The 13,104-nt window shown below is 62.6% G+C and carries 9 protein-coding genes and 1 pseudogene; 6 read left to right on the top strand and 4 right to left on the bottom strand.

Features of this window, described 5'->3' with window-relative positions; all coding sequences use genetic code 11:
- Positions 1-87: 87 nt before the first annotated feature.
- A complete protein-coding gene (locus APH36_RS31570) occupies positions 88-225 on the bottom strand; it encodes a hypothetical protein (protein ID WP_156342102.1) in 138 nt (45 codons plus the stop codon).
- A gap of 93 nt (positions 226-318) precedes the next feature.
- Between APH36_RS31570 and APH36_RS08380 the strand changes: the two genes are divergently transcribed.
- The 6 genes and pseudogenes from APH36_RS08380 (at position 319) to APH36_RS08355 (ending at position 10,300) form a co-directional block, all read left to right on the top strand.
- The gene (locus APH36_RS08380) at positions 319-2,679 is read left to right on the top strand and encodes a DNA polymerase II (protein WP_060498251.1); all 2,361 of its coding nucleotides are present in this window, start codon (positions 319-321) and stop codon (positions 2,677-2,679) included.
- 79 nt (positions 2,680-2,758) lie between these two features.
- A pseudogene (locus tag APH36_RS33045) lies at positions 2,759-7,256 on the top strand (NEL-type E3 ubiquitin ligase domain-containing protein).
- Between the two features lie 228 nt (positions 7,257-7,484).
- Positions 7,485-8,036 carry a DUF4174 domain-containing protein gene (locus APH36_RS08370; protein WP_060498250.1) on the top strand — a complete coding sequence of 184 codons (552 nt, stop codon included), beginning with the start codon at positions 7,485-7,487 and terminating at the stop codon, positions 8,034-8,036.
- A gap of 174 nt (positions 8,037-8,210) precedes the next feature.
- Entirely contained in the window at positions 8,211-8,702 is a 492-nt protein-coding gene (locus tag APH36_RS08365; protein ID WP_060498249.1) for a hypothetical protein, read from the top strand.
- Positions 8,703-8,775: 73 nt separating this feature from the next.
- Positions 8,776-9,609: a DUF692 domain-containing protein gene (locus tag APH36_RS08360; protein WP_060498248.1), complete on the top strand. Its 834-nt coding sequence runs from the start codon at positions 8,776-8,778 to the stop codon at positions 9,607-9,609.
- The gene (locus APH36_RS08355; protein ID WP_060498247.1) at positions 9,602-10,300 is read left to right on the top strand and encodes a DUF2063 domain-containing protein; all 699 of its coding nucleotides are present in this window, start codon (positions 9,602-9,604) and stop codon (positions 10,298-10,300) included. The genes APH36_RS08360 and APH36_RS08355 overlap by 8 nt, the downstream gene beginning before the upstream one ends.
- Positions 10,301-10,419: 119 nt before the next feature.
- Here APH36_RS08355 and APH36_RS08350 read toward each other — a convergent pair whose 3' ends face one another.
- The 3 genes from APH36_RS08350 to APH36_RS08340 form a co-directional block, all read right to left on the bottom strand.
- Positions 10,420-10,902: a DoxX family protein gene (locus APH36_RS08350; protein WP_060498246.1), complete on the bottom strand. Its 483-nt coding sequence runs from the start codon at positions 10,900-10,902 to the stop codon at positions 10,420-10,422.
- Positions 10,903-11,036: 134 nt separating this feature from the next.
- A complete protein-coding gene (locus tag APH36_RS08345) occupies positions 11,037-12,323 on the bottom strand; it encodes a HAMP domain-containing sensor histidine kinase (protein WP_060498245.1) in 1,287 nt (428 codons plus the stop codon).
- Positions 12,320-13,060: a response regulator gene (locus tag APH36_RS08340; protein ID WP_003250463.1), complete on the bottom strand. Its 741-nt coding sequence runs from the start codon at positions 13,058-13,060 to the stop codon at positions 12,320-12,322. Before APH36_RS08340 ends, APH36_RS08345 begins: the two co-directional genes overlap by 4 nt.
- Positions 13,061-13,104 lie beyond the last annotated feature (44 nt).

The following is a 13,104-nucleotide window of genomic DNA, read 5'->3' as shown; positions in this document are numbered from 1 at the left end:
TCTCACAGGCCCTGAAAATATTGCGGCAGGCACCTGCAGGCCCTAACCCCATTTCCGTCAGGGCCTTTACCCCAGCAAGAACAGACCTCAGCGCAAGGTATTCTTGGTCAGCACCAGATCGATGGCATGGGCGAGGGCGTGGAGATGGTTGATGTCTGATTTGACTGCGAAGAGCGGGGAATGGCTCAGGAAATGGCGAGGTGGGTCGGGAACAATCTTCTTCATGTTCAGAAATGTCCTACGGAAGATGCGCTCCCTCGGTGCGTCGGCGTTAGAATCGCCGCAATCAACACAACAAACGATTCAGAGGTCGACGCAGTGGAGTTGCAGCAGGGCTTTGTCCTGACCCGGCATTGGCATGACACGCCCGAAGGCACCTGCGTGGAGTTCTGGCTGGCAACCGACCAGGGGCCGCGACAGCTTCGCCTGGCGCCGCAGGTGTCGGTGGCGTTTATCCCTCAGGTACATGAGGCGCATGCCCGCGTGTTGCTGGCCAACGAGCCTGAGGTCGAACTACGCCCCTTGCAATTGAGGGATTTCGACCAGCGCCCGGTGCTGGGGTTGTACTGCCGGCAGCACCGGCAATTGATGCAGCTGGAGCAGCGCATGCGCAATGCCGGCATCGATGTATTCGAAGCGGATATCCGCCCGCCTGAGCGCTACCTGATGGAGCGCTTCGTCACCGCGCCGGTGCAGTTCACCGGGCAACCCGATGACCAGGGCGTGATCTGCGATGCCCAGCTCAAGCCCCTGCCGGGCTATCGCCCACCGCTGCGTCTGGTGTCGCTGGATATCGAAACCAGTGAACGTGGCGAGCTGTACAGCATTGCCCTGGAAGGCTGCGGCCAGCGTCAGGTGTACATGCTCGGTCCGGCCAACGGCGACCCTGAGGGCCTCGACTTCGACCTGCACTATTGCGATGACCGTGCCGGGTTGCTCGTATGCCTCAACCAGTGGATGGCGGAGCACGACCCGGATGCAATCATCGGCTGGAACCTGATCCAGTTCGACCTGCGCCTGTTGCACGAGCACGCCAAGCTGCTGCAAGTGACGCTGACACTGGGCCGCAACGGCGCCCCCATGACCTTGCGCAGCCACGCCAGTGGCGGCCATGTCTTCGCCGACGCGCCGGGGCGGCTGTTGATCGACGGCATCGAAGCGTTGCGCTCGGCAACCTGGAGCTTTGCGTCGTTCAGCCTGGAAAATGTCGCGCAAACCCTGCTCGGTGAAGGCAAGGCCATCGACACGCCGTACCAGCGCATGGACGAAATCAACCGCCGTTTCGCCGAGGACAAACCCGCCCTGGCACGCTACAACCTCAAGGATTGCGAGCTGGTCACGCGCATTTTCGCCCATACCCGCCTGCTCGAGTTCCTGCTGGAGCGCGCCTCTGTCACCGGGTTGGCGGTAGACCGCAGTGGGGGTTCGGTGGCCGCCTTCTGCCACCTGTATATCCCGCAGATGCACCGCCTGGGCTTCGTCGCCCCCAGCCTGGGCAGCCGCCCTGACGAAGCCAGCCCCGGCGGTTTCGTGATGGATTCGCGCCCAGGCCTTTACGACTCGGTGCTGGTGCTGGACTACAAGAGCCTCTACCCGTCGATCATCCGGACCTTCCTGATCGACCCGGTAGGGCTGGTCGAGGGCCTGCGCTTGCCCGACGATGAGCACTCGGTAGAAGGCTTCCGGGGTGGGCGTTTCTCACGCAGCCAGCATTGCTTGCCGGCTATCGTCGAGCGCGTCTGGCAAGGGCGGGAGGCGGCCAAGCGTGAAGGCAACGCACCGCTGTCCCAGGCGCTGAAGATCATCATGAATGCCTTTTACGGTGTGTTGGGCTCTAGCGGTTGCCGTTTTTTCGACCCGCGCCTGGCCTCGTCGATCACCATGCGCGGTCACCAGATCATGCGCCAGACCCGGGCGTTGATCGAGGCCAAGGGCTACGAGGTCATCTATGGCGATACCGACTCCACATTCGTCTGGCTCAAGGGCGCCCATGGTGAAGCGGCTGCGGCACAGATCGGCCGAGAACTGGTCGCCCACGTCAATCAGTGGTGGCGCGAGCACCTGCGCCAGCAGATGAACCTGGAAAGCGCACTGGAATTGCAGTTCGAAGTGCATTACCGGCGTTTTCTGATGCCGACCATCCGTGGGACCGACGAGGGTAGCAAGAAGCGTTATGCCGGGCTGGTACAACGCCCAAACGGTAGCGAGGATGTGGTTTACAAGGGGCTGGAGTCGGTGCGCACCGACTGGTCACCACTGGCGCAGCAGTTTCAGCAGGAGCTGTACGGGCGGATCTTTCGTGGCCAGCCGTATCGCGACTACGTGCGCCATTACGTGCAGCAGACCCTGGCGGGCGAACTCGACAACCTGCTGGTGTACCGCAAGCGCCTGCGCCGGCCGCTGGCCGATTACCAGCGCAACGTGCCACCCCATGTACGGGCTGCGCGCCAGGCCGATGAATACAACAGCCGACTCGGTCGCCCTCGCCAGTATCAGCGCGGCGGCTGGATCAGTTACGTCATCACTACCGCCGGCCCCGAGCCGATGGAAAACCTTCAATCGCCGATCGATTACGAGCACTACCTCAGCCGGCAGTTGCAGCCGGTTGCAGATGCCATTTTGCCGTTCGTTGGCGATGATTTTGCCACGCTGACTGGCCGCCAGTTACAGCTGTTCTGAGCGCAGGCGTTAGCTATCTAGTGCCCGGTGCCGAGCCTGCTCCCTAGTCTGGCCTCTTTTCGTGAAGAGGCCTCGAGCAATGGACACTACTCCGCCCTCAGGCGCACAGGCAGCCATCGATGCGTTCCAGGACAGCATCATCAGCCAGCGCCTGCCGCTCTGGTTGCGTCAGACACCCCCAGGGCAACTGTCTGAGGTCGGCAAGGCATTGGCGAACAGCCTTCGCAGCCGTGAGCAAGTCAATGCGCTGCTGCGGAGTATCGAAGGTATCGACAGCTTTGTTGCGGCGGGCCTGGAGAAGGCCCTTGACGCGCGTTTCGGGCTTGGCGGCAACGCGCGCACGCTGAAGTTTCTGGAGGGCCGTCGCGAGCCTGTCATCAACAGCCAGCCGGTAGGCGCGCACCTCACCGAGGTGGTCTATGAAGAAAAGCCGCTGCTTGAGGTGGCACTGCGCAACTTCACTGCCGAGCAGGCCCAGGCCGGTGGATAGCCGCGCGGTAATCGGCTGCTGGTTCCGCGCCAGGGCAGGCTTGCACCGCCCACATGCATCGAGCTTGCTGCGCTTTGCCGTGAGCTGGATTTGGGTGAGGGTTATCAACGTCATCTGGATTCCACTCTAAAGCCCGCAGGTGATGCAGGGCGCGTGGAGTCCTGCCTTGTAGATGCCAGTCGCCACGCCATGCTGGTAGACGCCTACAAAGCCAGGCAGGAAGCGACGCTGGATGACAGCGAGCTCAAGTGGGTGGTGGCTATGTGCGAGGATGGCAAGCTGCTGCGCCTGGCGGGTGACCTTGTGCAGGCCAGGCAACTGAAGTTGCTGGGTTGCCGGATTGAGCAGGTGATCGTGTTCGAGGTGATTGACCAGGGTGTCCTTTTCAACACCACCCGCCGTGTGTTGCTCTACGTGCCAGGCGACCCTGTGTCGCCTTGGCGCGCATTCGCGAACGTCGACAAGTTGAACCGCGAGTTGGGTCGTCGCCTGCGAGACAAAGCCTACCAGCGTTTTTTCAGCCGCTTCGTGCTGCGACGTGACAGCCAGGCTTTCTTTGCCCAGGTTTCGGCGCTGTTCGATGACCTGGCGGACTGGGCGTTCCGCGATCTCGAGCCGTATTTGCAGGGTTATTCGCAACCGTTGTTCAATGGTTTGGCACAGGCGCGTATTCGCCAGATCAAGGAGGATGCGGCGATGATCGCGGTGCCTGTGGCCAGGCTGGACCGTGAGGTGCAGCGCCAGCATGACCAGCGCCTGGCCGCCGAGGGATGGGCGTTGCTTAACCTGGCCAGTTTCTTTGTACCGGGCCTTGGCCTGGCGCTGCTTGCCGTGACAGCGTGGGAGCTGCTGGGTGAGGTGTACCATGGTTTTGAAGCCTGGCATGAGGGGGATCGCCGAGAGGCGCTCGACCATTTGACCCATGTTGCCACCGACCTTGCCGTGCTTGCGACCACGGTGGCGGGGGTTGGTGTGGCCCGACGGCTTTGGGCGCGCTCCGTGCGGGTCGATGCCATGGTTCCGGCTCGGCTGGAAGACGGCACCGTCAAACTCTGGCAACAGGATCTGACCCCGTTTCAAGGGCAGGCCCCCGATGCCGGCGCAAGCCGCGACGCCATGGGCATCCGACGTCTGGGCGGGCAGGCCTGGATCGAGATGGACGGCCATCATTATCGTGTGACCGAATCGGCCGGGGACGGCCAGTGGCAACTGTGCCCCGTTGCCGGCCATGGTCCCAGGCTGCGTCACAATGGCGCTGGCGCCTGGCGGTTATGGAATGAACAACCGGCCCTGTGGCGGGATAGCTATCGCATGTTTCGTCGCCTGGGCGAACCCTTCAACAGGCTGGATGACGAACAGATCGATCAGGTCCTGCTATTCCATGCGCTCGATGGCGATGACGTGCGAGGCTTGCATGTTCATGCCCAGGCGCCCAGCCCAGGTATGCTCGACAGCGTACAGCGGGTCGGGCTCGATCAGCGCATTCGCGGCATGATTGGCCGCTTGCGCAGCGGCGAGCCGGTAGAAGATACGACCGTGCTTGATCACGCTCGGCGGTTGCCAGGTGCCAATGGCCTGCCAGATCAGGCACTGGCTGAGCTGGCGTGGACACAACGCCGGCCATTGCTGCAGTACCTGTACGATGCGTTGCAACCCACCGACAGCCCTGGGAGCGCAGCGCTGCGCCGGGTCTTCCCCGGGCTGCATACACGCACCGCGCAAGCGTTGGTAACGGCCGCCAGCGGCGTTGATCGCAGGCGCTTGTTGACCAGCGGCAGGGTCGCACTCGACCTGGCCGAAGCGGCCAGGGCCAGCCTGTCGGGTATCCGCCAAACGCGGGTTCTGGAAGCCTTGTACCTCGACACGCCGCAGAATGCGGACCTGGCACGGGTGGCCTTGGGCCTGTTGCAGGAGCTGCCTGGGGGCGAGCAAGGTGTGCGCTGGCGCTTGTACGAGGGCTATCGGGGCGGGCCGATGCTGGCGCAGTGCGGTCAAGGCGGGCAAGCATTTGACCTGGTGCACCGGAACGGCGTGTTCCAGCTGCTCGATGATCAGGGTGAGGCGATCGGTGAGGCAGGTGAGCTGTTTGAAGTCATCGCGTCAGCTTATACCGAGGCGCAGCGGGAAATGATGGGGGTCGGTGACCCGTTCTCGCACAACCTCCGGGTGATGCTTGGGCGCGAGGCGGTGAGACACCGTGACCAGATCAGTCGTCTGCTAGGTGTGGTAAGCCCGCGGGCTTTTCGAGCGCCGATGCGCTTGGCCGACGGGCGTTTGGGCTACCCGCTGGGGGGGGGCAGGCGTGAGCGGTTTCGCGTCAAGAGGTAATGGCTTTAGGGCGGAATTGCGCGATATCTTCCCTTGGTTGAGTGACGAACAGATTGACACCTTGGTCGATGACGCGAGACGTTCAGGGCGTCAGCTCAGAGGGCTACTGAGGGACCTGAGCACTGAATTCACGGTGCTTCGCAACACGCTGGAAACCTGGGTAGCACAGGAACAGAGCGATGTTCGGGAGGACCGCGATGCCTTGCGCCAGACGTTGTTCAATTGCTGGAGACGGTCGGTGGGGGTGGGCGATCTGCACATCGACGCACAAGAAAACCTCCATGTCATGTATTGCAATTTCAGGTCGGGCGGTTTGCCCAGCCTGCCCGCGCAGGTCACCTTCAGAGGGGTGAGCAGCCTGTCGTTGCTGCACCTTGACCTCATGGAAATACCTGACAGTTTCTTGTTGGCCTTCCCTAATCTCAGAACCCTTGATTTGGGTGGCAACCTACTGACGCGGCTGCCGCAACCGTTGCTGCAGTTCACGCAGCTACGGCACCTGAGCCTTACCAACAACCGCATTGGCCTGAACCTGCAGCAAGCCGCCACACTGGCCTGTTGTACTGGCCTGGAATCCCTCGACCTGTCCCACAATCCACTGCGGCGGGGGTTCACGTTGGCCGGGTTGGCCGAACTGCGCTGGCTGAGCCTTCGCGACACACAAATCACCCAGCTTCCCCCAGGCATTTTCGACCGCGATCAGTTGGTGGCTGTTGACTTGCGGGAAAACCGGATCCGGCAGGTGCCGGAGCATTACTACCAGTTACCCGTATGGCGCCGTCGAAGGATCCGCCTGAGTGGCAACCCCTTGGGTGAAGCACAGACAGAGCGGTTGCAGGCTTCGCTGAGGAGCGAGCAACTTGTCGTCGACGAGGAGCAAGCGCTGCTGCGGCTGGATCACGCGCGTGAAGTATGGGGGGATGCGGTGGCCCCGGAGCATCGCGGCTTGATGCTCGCAGCCTGGGATTCCCTGGATGCAGGGACGGAGTCCGAGCGGTTTTTCCGCGTCCTCAGGCAACTGTTGATGTCCGAGGATTTTCGCGTCAATGCGCGGGCGATGGGTAATCGGGTGATGGCGGTGTTGCAAGCGATGGCCATCACGCCGGAATTGCGGGAGCACCTGTTGTCCGTGGCCAATGATGAATGGGGGTGCCAGGATGGTGCAACCTGGTGCTTGAGCAATCTCGAACTGAACCTGCTCGTGTGGCAAGTTGAACATGCCGCTCAAGGAAAGGACGAACGCGCCCTGCTTCGGCTGGGAAGATGTTTATGGCGCCAGGATGCGGTCGACAGGTTTGCTACCCGATGGGCACTCGAACATGGCAGGGAGCAAGAGGGAAGTGAGGTCGGTTTGGCCTTCAGGGTTGGGCTGAGGGAACCGCTCGACTTGCCCCTGCAGGTGGGTGATATGAGCTTCCATGCTATTTCAGGGGTTCTCCAGGCGGACCTGGCGGCGGCGCAAGCGGCAGTGCTGGATGCCGAAACCCGGGATGAGCTCGCCCGCTCGATGGTTGACCGTGAATTTTGGCAGGCGCACCTGGAGCGTACTTATCCTGACCGGTTCGCCGAAGTTGACCGGCCGTTCAGGCGGCAGCTTGAAACGGTCCTTGACGATGAAGCGCTCCCTGAGGGTGAGATGCTCGAGCAGGCAGATGCCATTCGTGACGCCCAACGTGCTGCACGCAGGGGGCTGATGCTGGAGTTGACCATTCGTGCCATGGAAGTGGGGCCAGAAGACCCAGGCGTTCATGTGCGCTGATGGCGGCTCAATGCAGGGGTGGCCTGCCCCTGTGCGAAGCGGCTTTGGGCTATGCTCAGTCAAGGTGACAGGAGCTTGTGTCCGCTCTGTCGCCTTGGCTTCAGAACACTTGGAAATCGACAGTTACTTTTCCACGGCCCGTTCTTGAGTGAAGTGGTTTAGGCTCCTTGTCGGATTTTTCTCCGTGATCTGTAGTCATTGGTATATCGAGACAATAAGGAGATACGCATGCTCGTCCGGTCACTGACTCTCGCTACCTTGCTAGCTGTTGCCGGCCCCTTGTTTGCCGCAGACAGTGATGCACCCCTGGCCAAGGAGCTGGGCAAGGCCAGGCCATTGGTGGTGATTGCCCCGAGCACTGCCGACCCGACCTTGCGCGGGTTGAACAAGGCACTGGAAGACCCGGCCACCCAAGCCGCCTTCAAAGAGCGCAACCTGGTGCTCTACAGCGTCGCCAACATGATGGGCAAGCGCGAGGACAAAAACCTCGAGCAGCAGACCACCATGGCCCTGATCCGCGAGCTCAAGCTGGGCGCGAGCAAGGGCACCAAGGTGATTCTGGTGGGCAAGGACGGCGAACGGCACATGCTCAAGGATGACGAAAGCGGTGAACCTATCGACCCGCAGGCGATTTTCAAGGCGGTCGATGAATTGCCCGCCAGCGAAAAGGCGGTGACCGCACCCGAACCTGTGGCCGCGGCGCCGGACGCAAAGGCCAAGGACAGCAAACCGGCCAAGCCAGCCAAACCGGCGGCCCCACCCAAACCGCTGGAAGACTGAACACGCGTCCTGGCCCCAAGGTAGCTTGGGGCTCGTTGCCGGGCGTTGTGTATCCCACTGTATCTGACCGCGCTGCAGACCCGCTCCCATACAAAAGCGCGCCTGGCGCGATACATTCACGACAAACCGCAACGGCTTAATGGCTCCACTTTCCAACCACAGTGGAGCTGCATCATGACTCAAGCAAAAAACACCCTCGGCCTGCTCGGCGCCGCCCTGATCGGCAGCATGGCATTGACCAGTAGTGCGTTTGCCGTGGAACCGCTGGCACAAGGTTACCAACTGGCTTCGGCCAAGGTGGCCGGCGAGGGCAAGTGTGGCGAAGGCAAATGCGGCGGCAGCGCCAAGGCCACCCAAAGCGAAGGCAAATGCGGTGAGGGCAAGTGTGGTGCCAGCGCCAAGGCCGGGGCTGAAGGCAAATGCGGCGAAGGCAAGTGCGGCGATGCCTCGTTCGCCAAAACCGACAGCAACCACGATGGCAAGGTCTCGCGGGATGAGTTTCTGGCGGTGGCCAAGGACCGTGCCGGCGACTTCGACAAGATCGACAGCAACCATGACGGCTTCATCTCCGAGCAAGAAGCGGCGGACCACCTGAAGGCGATCTATCAAGCCAATGGCAAGGCCATGCCCGAGGGGCTGTTCAGCCATTTGGCTGGCAAATCCTGACCTTACCCTTTGAAGTGACGCAACGCCCCTCCTGCTGGTCAGGCGGGGCGTTGTGCCTGTTGGAGACCTGTTTATGCGTGCTGCGACGTTGAACACCGGGCTTGGCTTGCGCCGTGGCCTGTTGCCGGAACTGCTAACGATGGACGCTGGTGCAGTGGACTTTCTTGAATGCGCGCCGGAAAACTGGATAGCGGTTGGCGGCGCCTACGGCAAGGGCCTGGCCCAGTTGGCCGAGCGCTTTCCCATAACTTGCCACGGGCTGTCGTTGTCGCTGGGCGGCAGTGAGCCACTCGACCTGCATTTTCTCGATCAGACCCGCCATTTTCTCGATCGCCACCAGGTACGCCTGTACAGTGAGCACTTGAGCTATTGCAGTGACGACGGGCACCTGTACGACCTGATGCCCATACCGTTCACCGACGAAGCCGTGCACCATGTGGCTGCGCGCATACGCCAGGCGCAGGAGCAATTGGGCCGGCGTATTGCCGTGGAAAACATCAGCTACTACGCCGCGCCTTATCAGGCGATGAGCGAGCTTGATTTTATCCGTGCGGTACTCGATGAAGCCGATTGCGACTTGCTGCTGGACGTCAACAACGTTTTCGTCAATGCCTGCAACCACGGCTACGAAGCCCGGGCCTTTCTTGAAGGCTTGCCCCAGGCCCGGGTGACCGGCATGCACATAGCCGGCCATTACGATGAAGCACCGGACCTGAAGGTCGACACCCATGGGGCGCCGGTAAAGGAAGATGTGTGGGCGTTGTACACCCTCGCTTGTGTGCGCTTTGGCGTGCAGCCGACCGTGCTCGAACGGGATTTCAACTATCCCCCGCTGGCCGAACTGTTGGCCGAGACGGCGCGTATCCGCAGCGTGCAACTGGCGTCGGGAGGGCAGCGTGATGAATGAGATGTTGCGCGAGCAGCAATACACCTTGGCCCGTCACGTGCGCGACCCGCAACGCAACGCACCGCCGCCGGGCGTGGAGGCGCGACGTCTGAAGGTTTACCGCGAGTTGTTCTATGGCGCTATCGAGGGCCTCCTGGCGGGCAGCTTCCCGGTGATGCGTCAGGCGTTGGGTGAACAGCGTTGGCATGCCCGCGTGCGAGCTTTCTATGCCAACTACCGTAGCCAGACGCCCTTGTTTACCGAGATTGCCGAAGCGTTTGTCGATTATCTGCAAGGCGTCGAGCTGGATGCGCCCTGGCAGTTGGAGCTGGCGCACTATGAGTGGGTCGAGGCGCAGTTGTATTTGAGCGATGCCGAGGACCCGGCCCATGACCCGGCAGGCGATTTGCTGGACGGGGTGCCGTTGTTGTCCTGCGTGGCGCGGGTGCTGGCTTATCAGTGGCCGGTAGAGCGCATTGGGGTGGATTATCAGCCAACGGTTGCGCCCGAGGCACCGACGTTGCTGCTGGTGTATCGCGATGCTGCGTTGACGGTGCGCTTTGCCCGCCTGGCGCCGATGGCCTATCGGTTGCTGGCGCTGGAGCAGGGTACCGGACGGGCGCGCCTGGAGGCGTTGGGAGGGGATGCGCAGCAGGGGCTGGCATTGCTGGCGGGGTTGCGCGAACAGGGTGTCATTGTCGGAACAGTTTGAGGGCCTTGGGGGCGCTTTGCGCCCCATCGCCGGCAAGCCAGCTCCCACAGGCTCGGTGCAAGGTGCTCTTTGTGGGAGCTGGCTTGCCGGCGATGGGCTGCAAAGCAGCCTCGGCGATATCACCTGTTGAAGCGCACCCGCAGCCAATGATCCAGGCTCAACCGCCCAGCCCCTTTGAGCAGCAGTGGCAGTAACGCCACCAGATAAATCAGCGGCAACTTGAAGTTGCCAAAGCCCTGGTCAGTAATGGCATACCCCTGCGCCAGCTCGGCCAGGTTCGACCAGTGTGCCGGCCAATGCACCGCAGCAATTGCCACCACGGTCACCACCATCAGCCCCAGCGATGCCAGCCGCGTCCCCAGACCCAGCAACAGCAGCAACGGCAGCACCAGCTCGGCCCACATCGACAGCTGCCAGTTCAGTTCGGCGGGCAGCTGGTTGAAGGGGAGCGGAAAGCGGCCTTGCAGGTCGGCGAACCAGTTGTTGCCATTGAACTTCTCAAGGCCGGATTCAAAAAACTCCCAAGCCAGGAACAGCCGCAGTGGCAGGTCGGCGCTCCAGGTGCCGAAGCGGTCGAAGGTGGCCAAAGTAAGTGCTTTCATCAAGTGGCTCCCAGAATCAGGTTATGTGGCTGGGAGTGTGTGGGGGTGGAGTATCTGCAGTGTGTCGGGGGTGATGGGGTTGTGTATCGGTTTGTACCGAAGCCTCAGGCGACACCCGCCCCCACCAAAGCCAGTCATTTCAGTTCGATCTGCGCGCACAATCCGCCACGTTCTCGGTTGCTCAAGGTCAGCCGGCCGCCCATCGCCTGGATCAACTGGTGGGCAATGGCCAACCCCAGCCCGGTACCCCCCGTACTGCGATTGCGTGAACCCTCTACCCGGTAGAACGGCTTGAGCACTTCGTCCAGTTCGCCGCCGGGAATCCCTGGCCCGTTGTCGAGCACACGGATTACGGTCGTGCCGCCCTCGCGGCACACCTCCAGTTCGGCGGTGCCGGCAAACTTGAGGGCGTTGTCCACCAGGTTCACCAGCACCCGGCGCAGTGCATGCGGGCGGGTTTCCAGCAGGCTGCCCGTGCTGCCGTGGCGCTCGACCTGGGCACCGCTGTCCTGGTAGTCGAACACCAGGCTATCAAGAAAGGCATCGAGGTTGACCCGGCAGGGTGCTTCGGTGCTGGTGTCCATGCTGCGGGCATAGGCCACGCCTTCGCGCACCAGGTGCTCCATTTCACCCAGGTCGCTCCACAGCTTGTCTTTCTCGACCCCATCGTCCATCACTTCAACGTGCAGCTTCATGCGTGTGATCGGCGTTTGCAGGTCGTGAGAAATGGCTGCCAGCAGTTGCATACGCTCCTTGAGGTGGGCGGCGATGCGCGCCTGCAAGGCGTTGAAGGCCACGGCGGCGTACTTCACCTCGCGCGGGCCGCTTTCATCCAGTTGCACACCGGGTTTGTCCGGGTCGAGGTTGTCCACGGCGTGGGCCAGGCGGGTGAGGGGGCCGATGGCCAGGCGCACTGCCAGCCAGGTGCACAGCAGCAGCACGGCCAGCTGAATCAGCAATACCACGGGCAGCCAGCGGGCCACCGGGACCGGCGACGGGGTCACGTCGATGGTCAGCGGCGCACCGTCGGCCAGGCTCAGGTGCGCCTGGAAGTGCGCGTTCGGCCCAGGTATTTCCTGAAAGGTCAGGCGGTAGTCGCTGCCAATGGCCTTCACGATCGACTCGGCGGCCATGGGCGGGTCGCTGCTAGGCATCGCCTCGCCTGTCAGGCCGTGGTCCAGGCGGTAGCGGTAGGTACGCCGCTCCAGGCGTGGCAGCCAGGCGGCACGTTCGGCTGCGGGCAGGCGGTCGAGGATGGCGACCGACGTGGCCACATCCTGTTCCAGGTTGGTGAGCATCATCGAGCGGCTGCTGATGTAGCGCTCGTAGGCCTGCAAGCCGAACGAAAGGCCGTACGCCAGCACCAGGCCGGTGAAGAAGATCAGCGCCAGGCGTGATGCCAGGGTGCGTGGCCACTTCATGATGGCGACTCGAGCAGTTGCACGGGCAACGAGAACACATAGCCCTCGCTGCGCACGGTCTTGATGCAACTGGGCTCGCGGGCGTCGTCGCCCAGGCGTTGGCGCAGGCGGCTGACCAGCAGGTCGATGGAGCGGTCGAAAATGTCGGCCTCGCGGCCTTGGGTCAGGTTGAGCAACTGTTCGCGGCTGAGTACCCGCTGAGGGTGGTCGAGGAACACCCTCAGCAGGCGGTACTCGGCGCCGCTAAGGGCCACCAGGGTGCCTTCGCTGTCGAGCAGGTGGCGCGCGGTGGTGTCCAGGCGCCACTGGCCGAAACCCAGCAGGCGGCTGCTTTCGCTGATGGTCAGGTTGGGCGGCAGCATGCGCGTGCGGCGCAGCACGGCGTTGATGCGGGCGAGCAGCTCGCGGGCGGAGAACGGTTTGGTCAGGTAGTCGTCGGCGCCCATTTCCAGGCCGATGATGCGGTCGGTTTCGTCGTTGCGTGCGGTGAGCATCAACACCGGGGTGTTGCGGTGCTTGCCGGCGCGCAACTCGCGGCACAGCAGCAGGCCGTCGTCACCGGGCATCATGATGTCGAGCACAATCAGGTCGACGCTGTTGGCTTCCAGAAAGGCGCGCATCTGCCGGCCGTCGGCGACGATGCTGGTGCGCAGGCCGTTCTTCTTCAGGTAGTTGCCGACCAGTTCGCGAATCTCGCGGTCGTCGTCGACGATCAGGATGTGATCGACGTGTTCCATGCGCAGCGTTCCTGTGTAAAGGGGGGTGGGCGCAGTGTACCGAG

This window comes from Pseudomonas sp. NBRC 111133, from assembly GCF_001320605.1.
GTDB classification, from domain to species: Bacteria; Pseudomonadota; Gammaproteobacteria; order Pseudomonadales; family Pseudomonadaceae; genus Aquipseudomonas; species Aquipseudomonas monteilii.
This window is presented reverse-complemented; position numbering and strand designations above follow the sequence as displayed.

What these genes read in the sequence shown, in the direction of transcription:
- APH36_RS08365 (WP_060498249.1), top strand. Translation starts at nt 8,211, where the DNA reads ATGACTCAAGCAAAAAACACCCTCGGCCTGCTCGGCGCCGCCCTGATC.
- APH36_RS08355 (WP_060498247.1), top strand. Translation starts at nt 9,602, where the DNA reads ATGAATGAGATGTTGCGCGAGCAGCAATACACCTTGGCCCGTCACGTG.
- APH36_RS08360 (WP_060498248.1), top strand. Translation starts at nt 8,776, where the DNA reads ATGCGTGCTGCGACGTTGAACACCGGGCTTGGCTTGCGCCGTGGCCTG.
- APH36_RS08350 (WP_060498246.1), bottom strand. Translation starts at nt 10,902, where the DNA reads ATGAAAGCACTTACTTTGGCCACCTTCGACCGCTTCGGCACCTGGAGC.
- APH36_RS08370 (WP_060498250.1), top strand. Translation starts at nt 7,485, where the DNA reads ATGCTCGTCCGGTCACTGACTCTCGCTACCTTGCTAGCTGTTGCCGGC.
- APH36_RS08345 (WP_060498245.1), bottom strand. Translation starts at nt 12,323, where the DNA reads ATGAAGTGGCCACGCACCCTGGCATCACGCCTGGCGCTGATCTTCTTC.
- APH36_RS08340 (WP_003250463.1), bottom strand. Translation starts at nt 13,060, where the DNA reads ATGGAACACGTCGATCACATCCTGATCGTCGACGACGACCGCGAGATT.
- APH36_RS31570 (WP_156342102.1), bottom strand. Translation starts at nt 225, where the DNA reads ATGAAGAAGATTGTTCCCGACCCACCTCGCCATTTCCTGAGCCATTCC.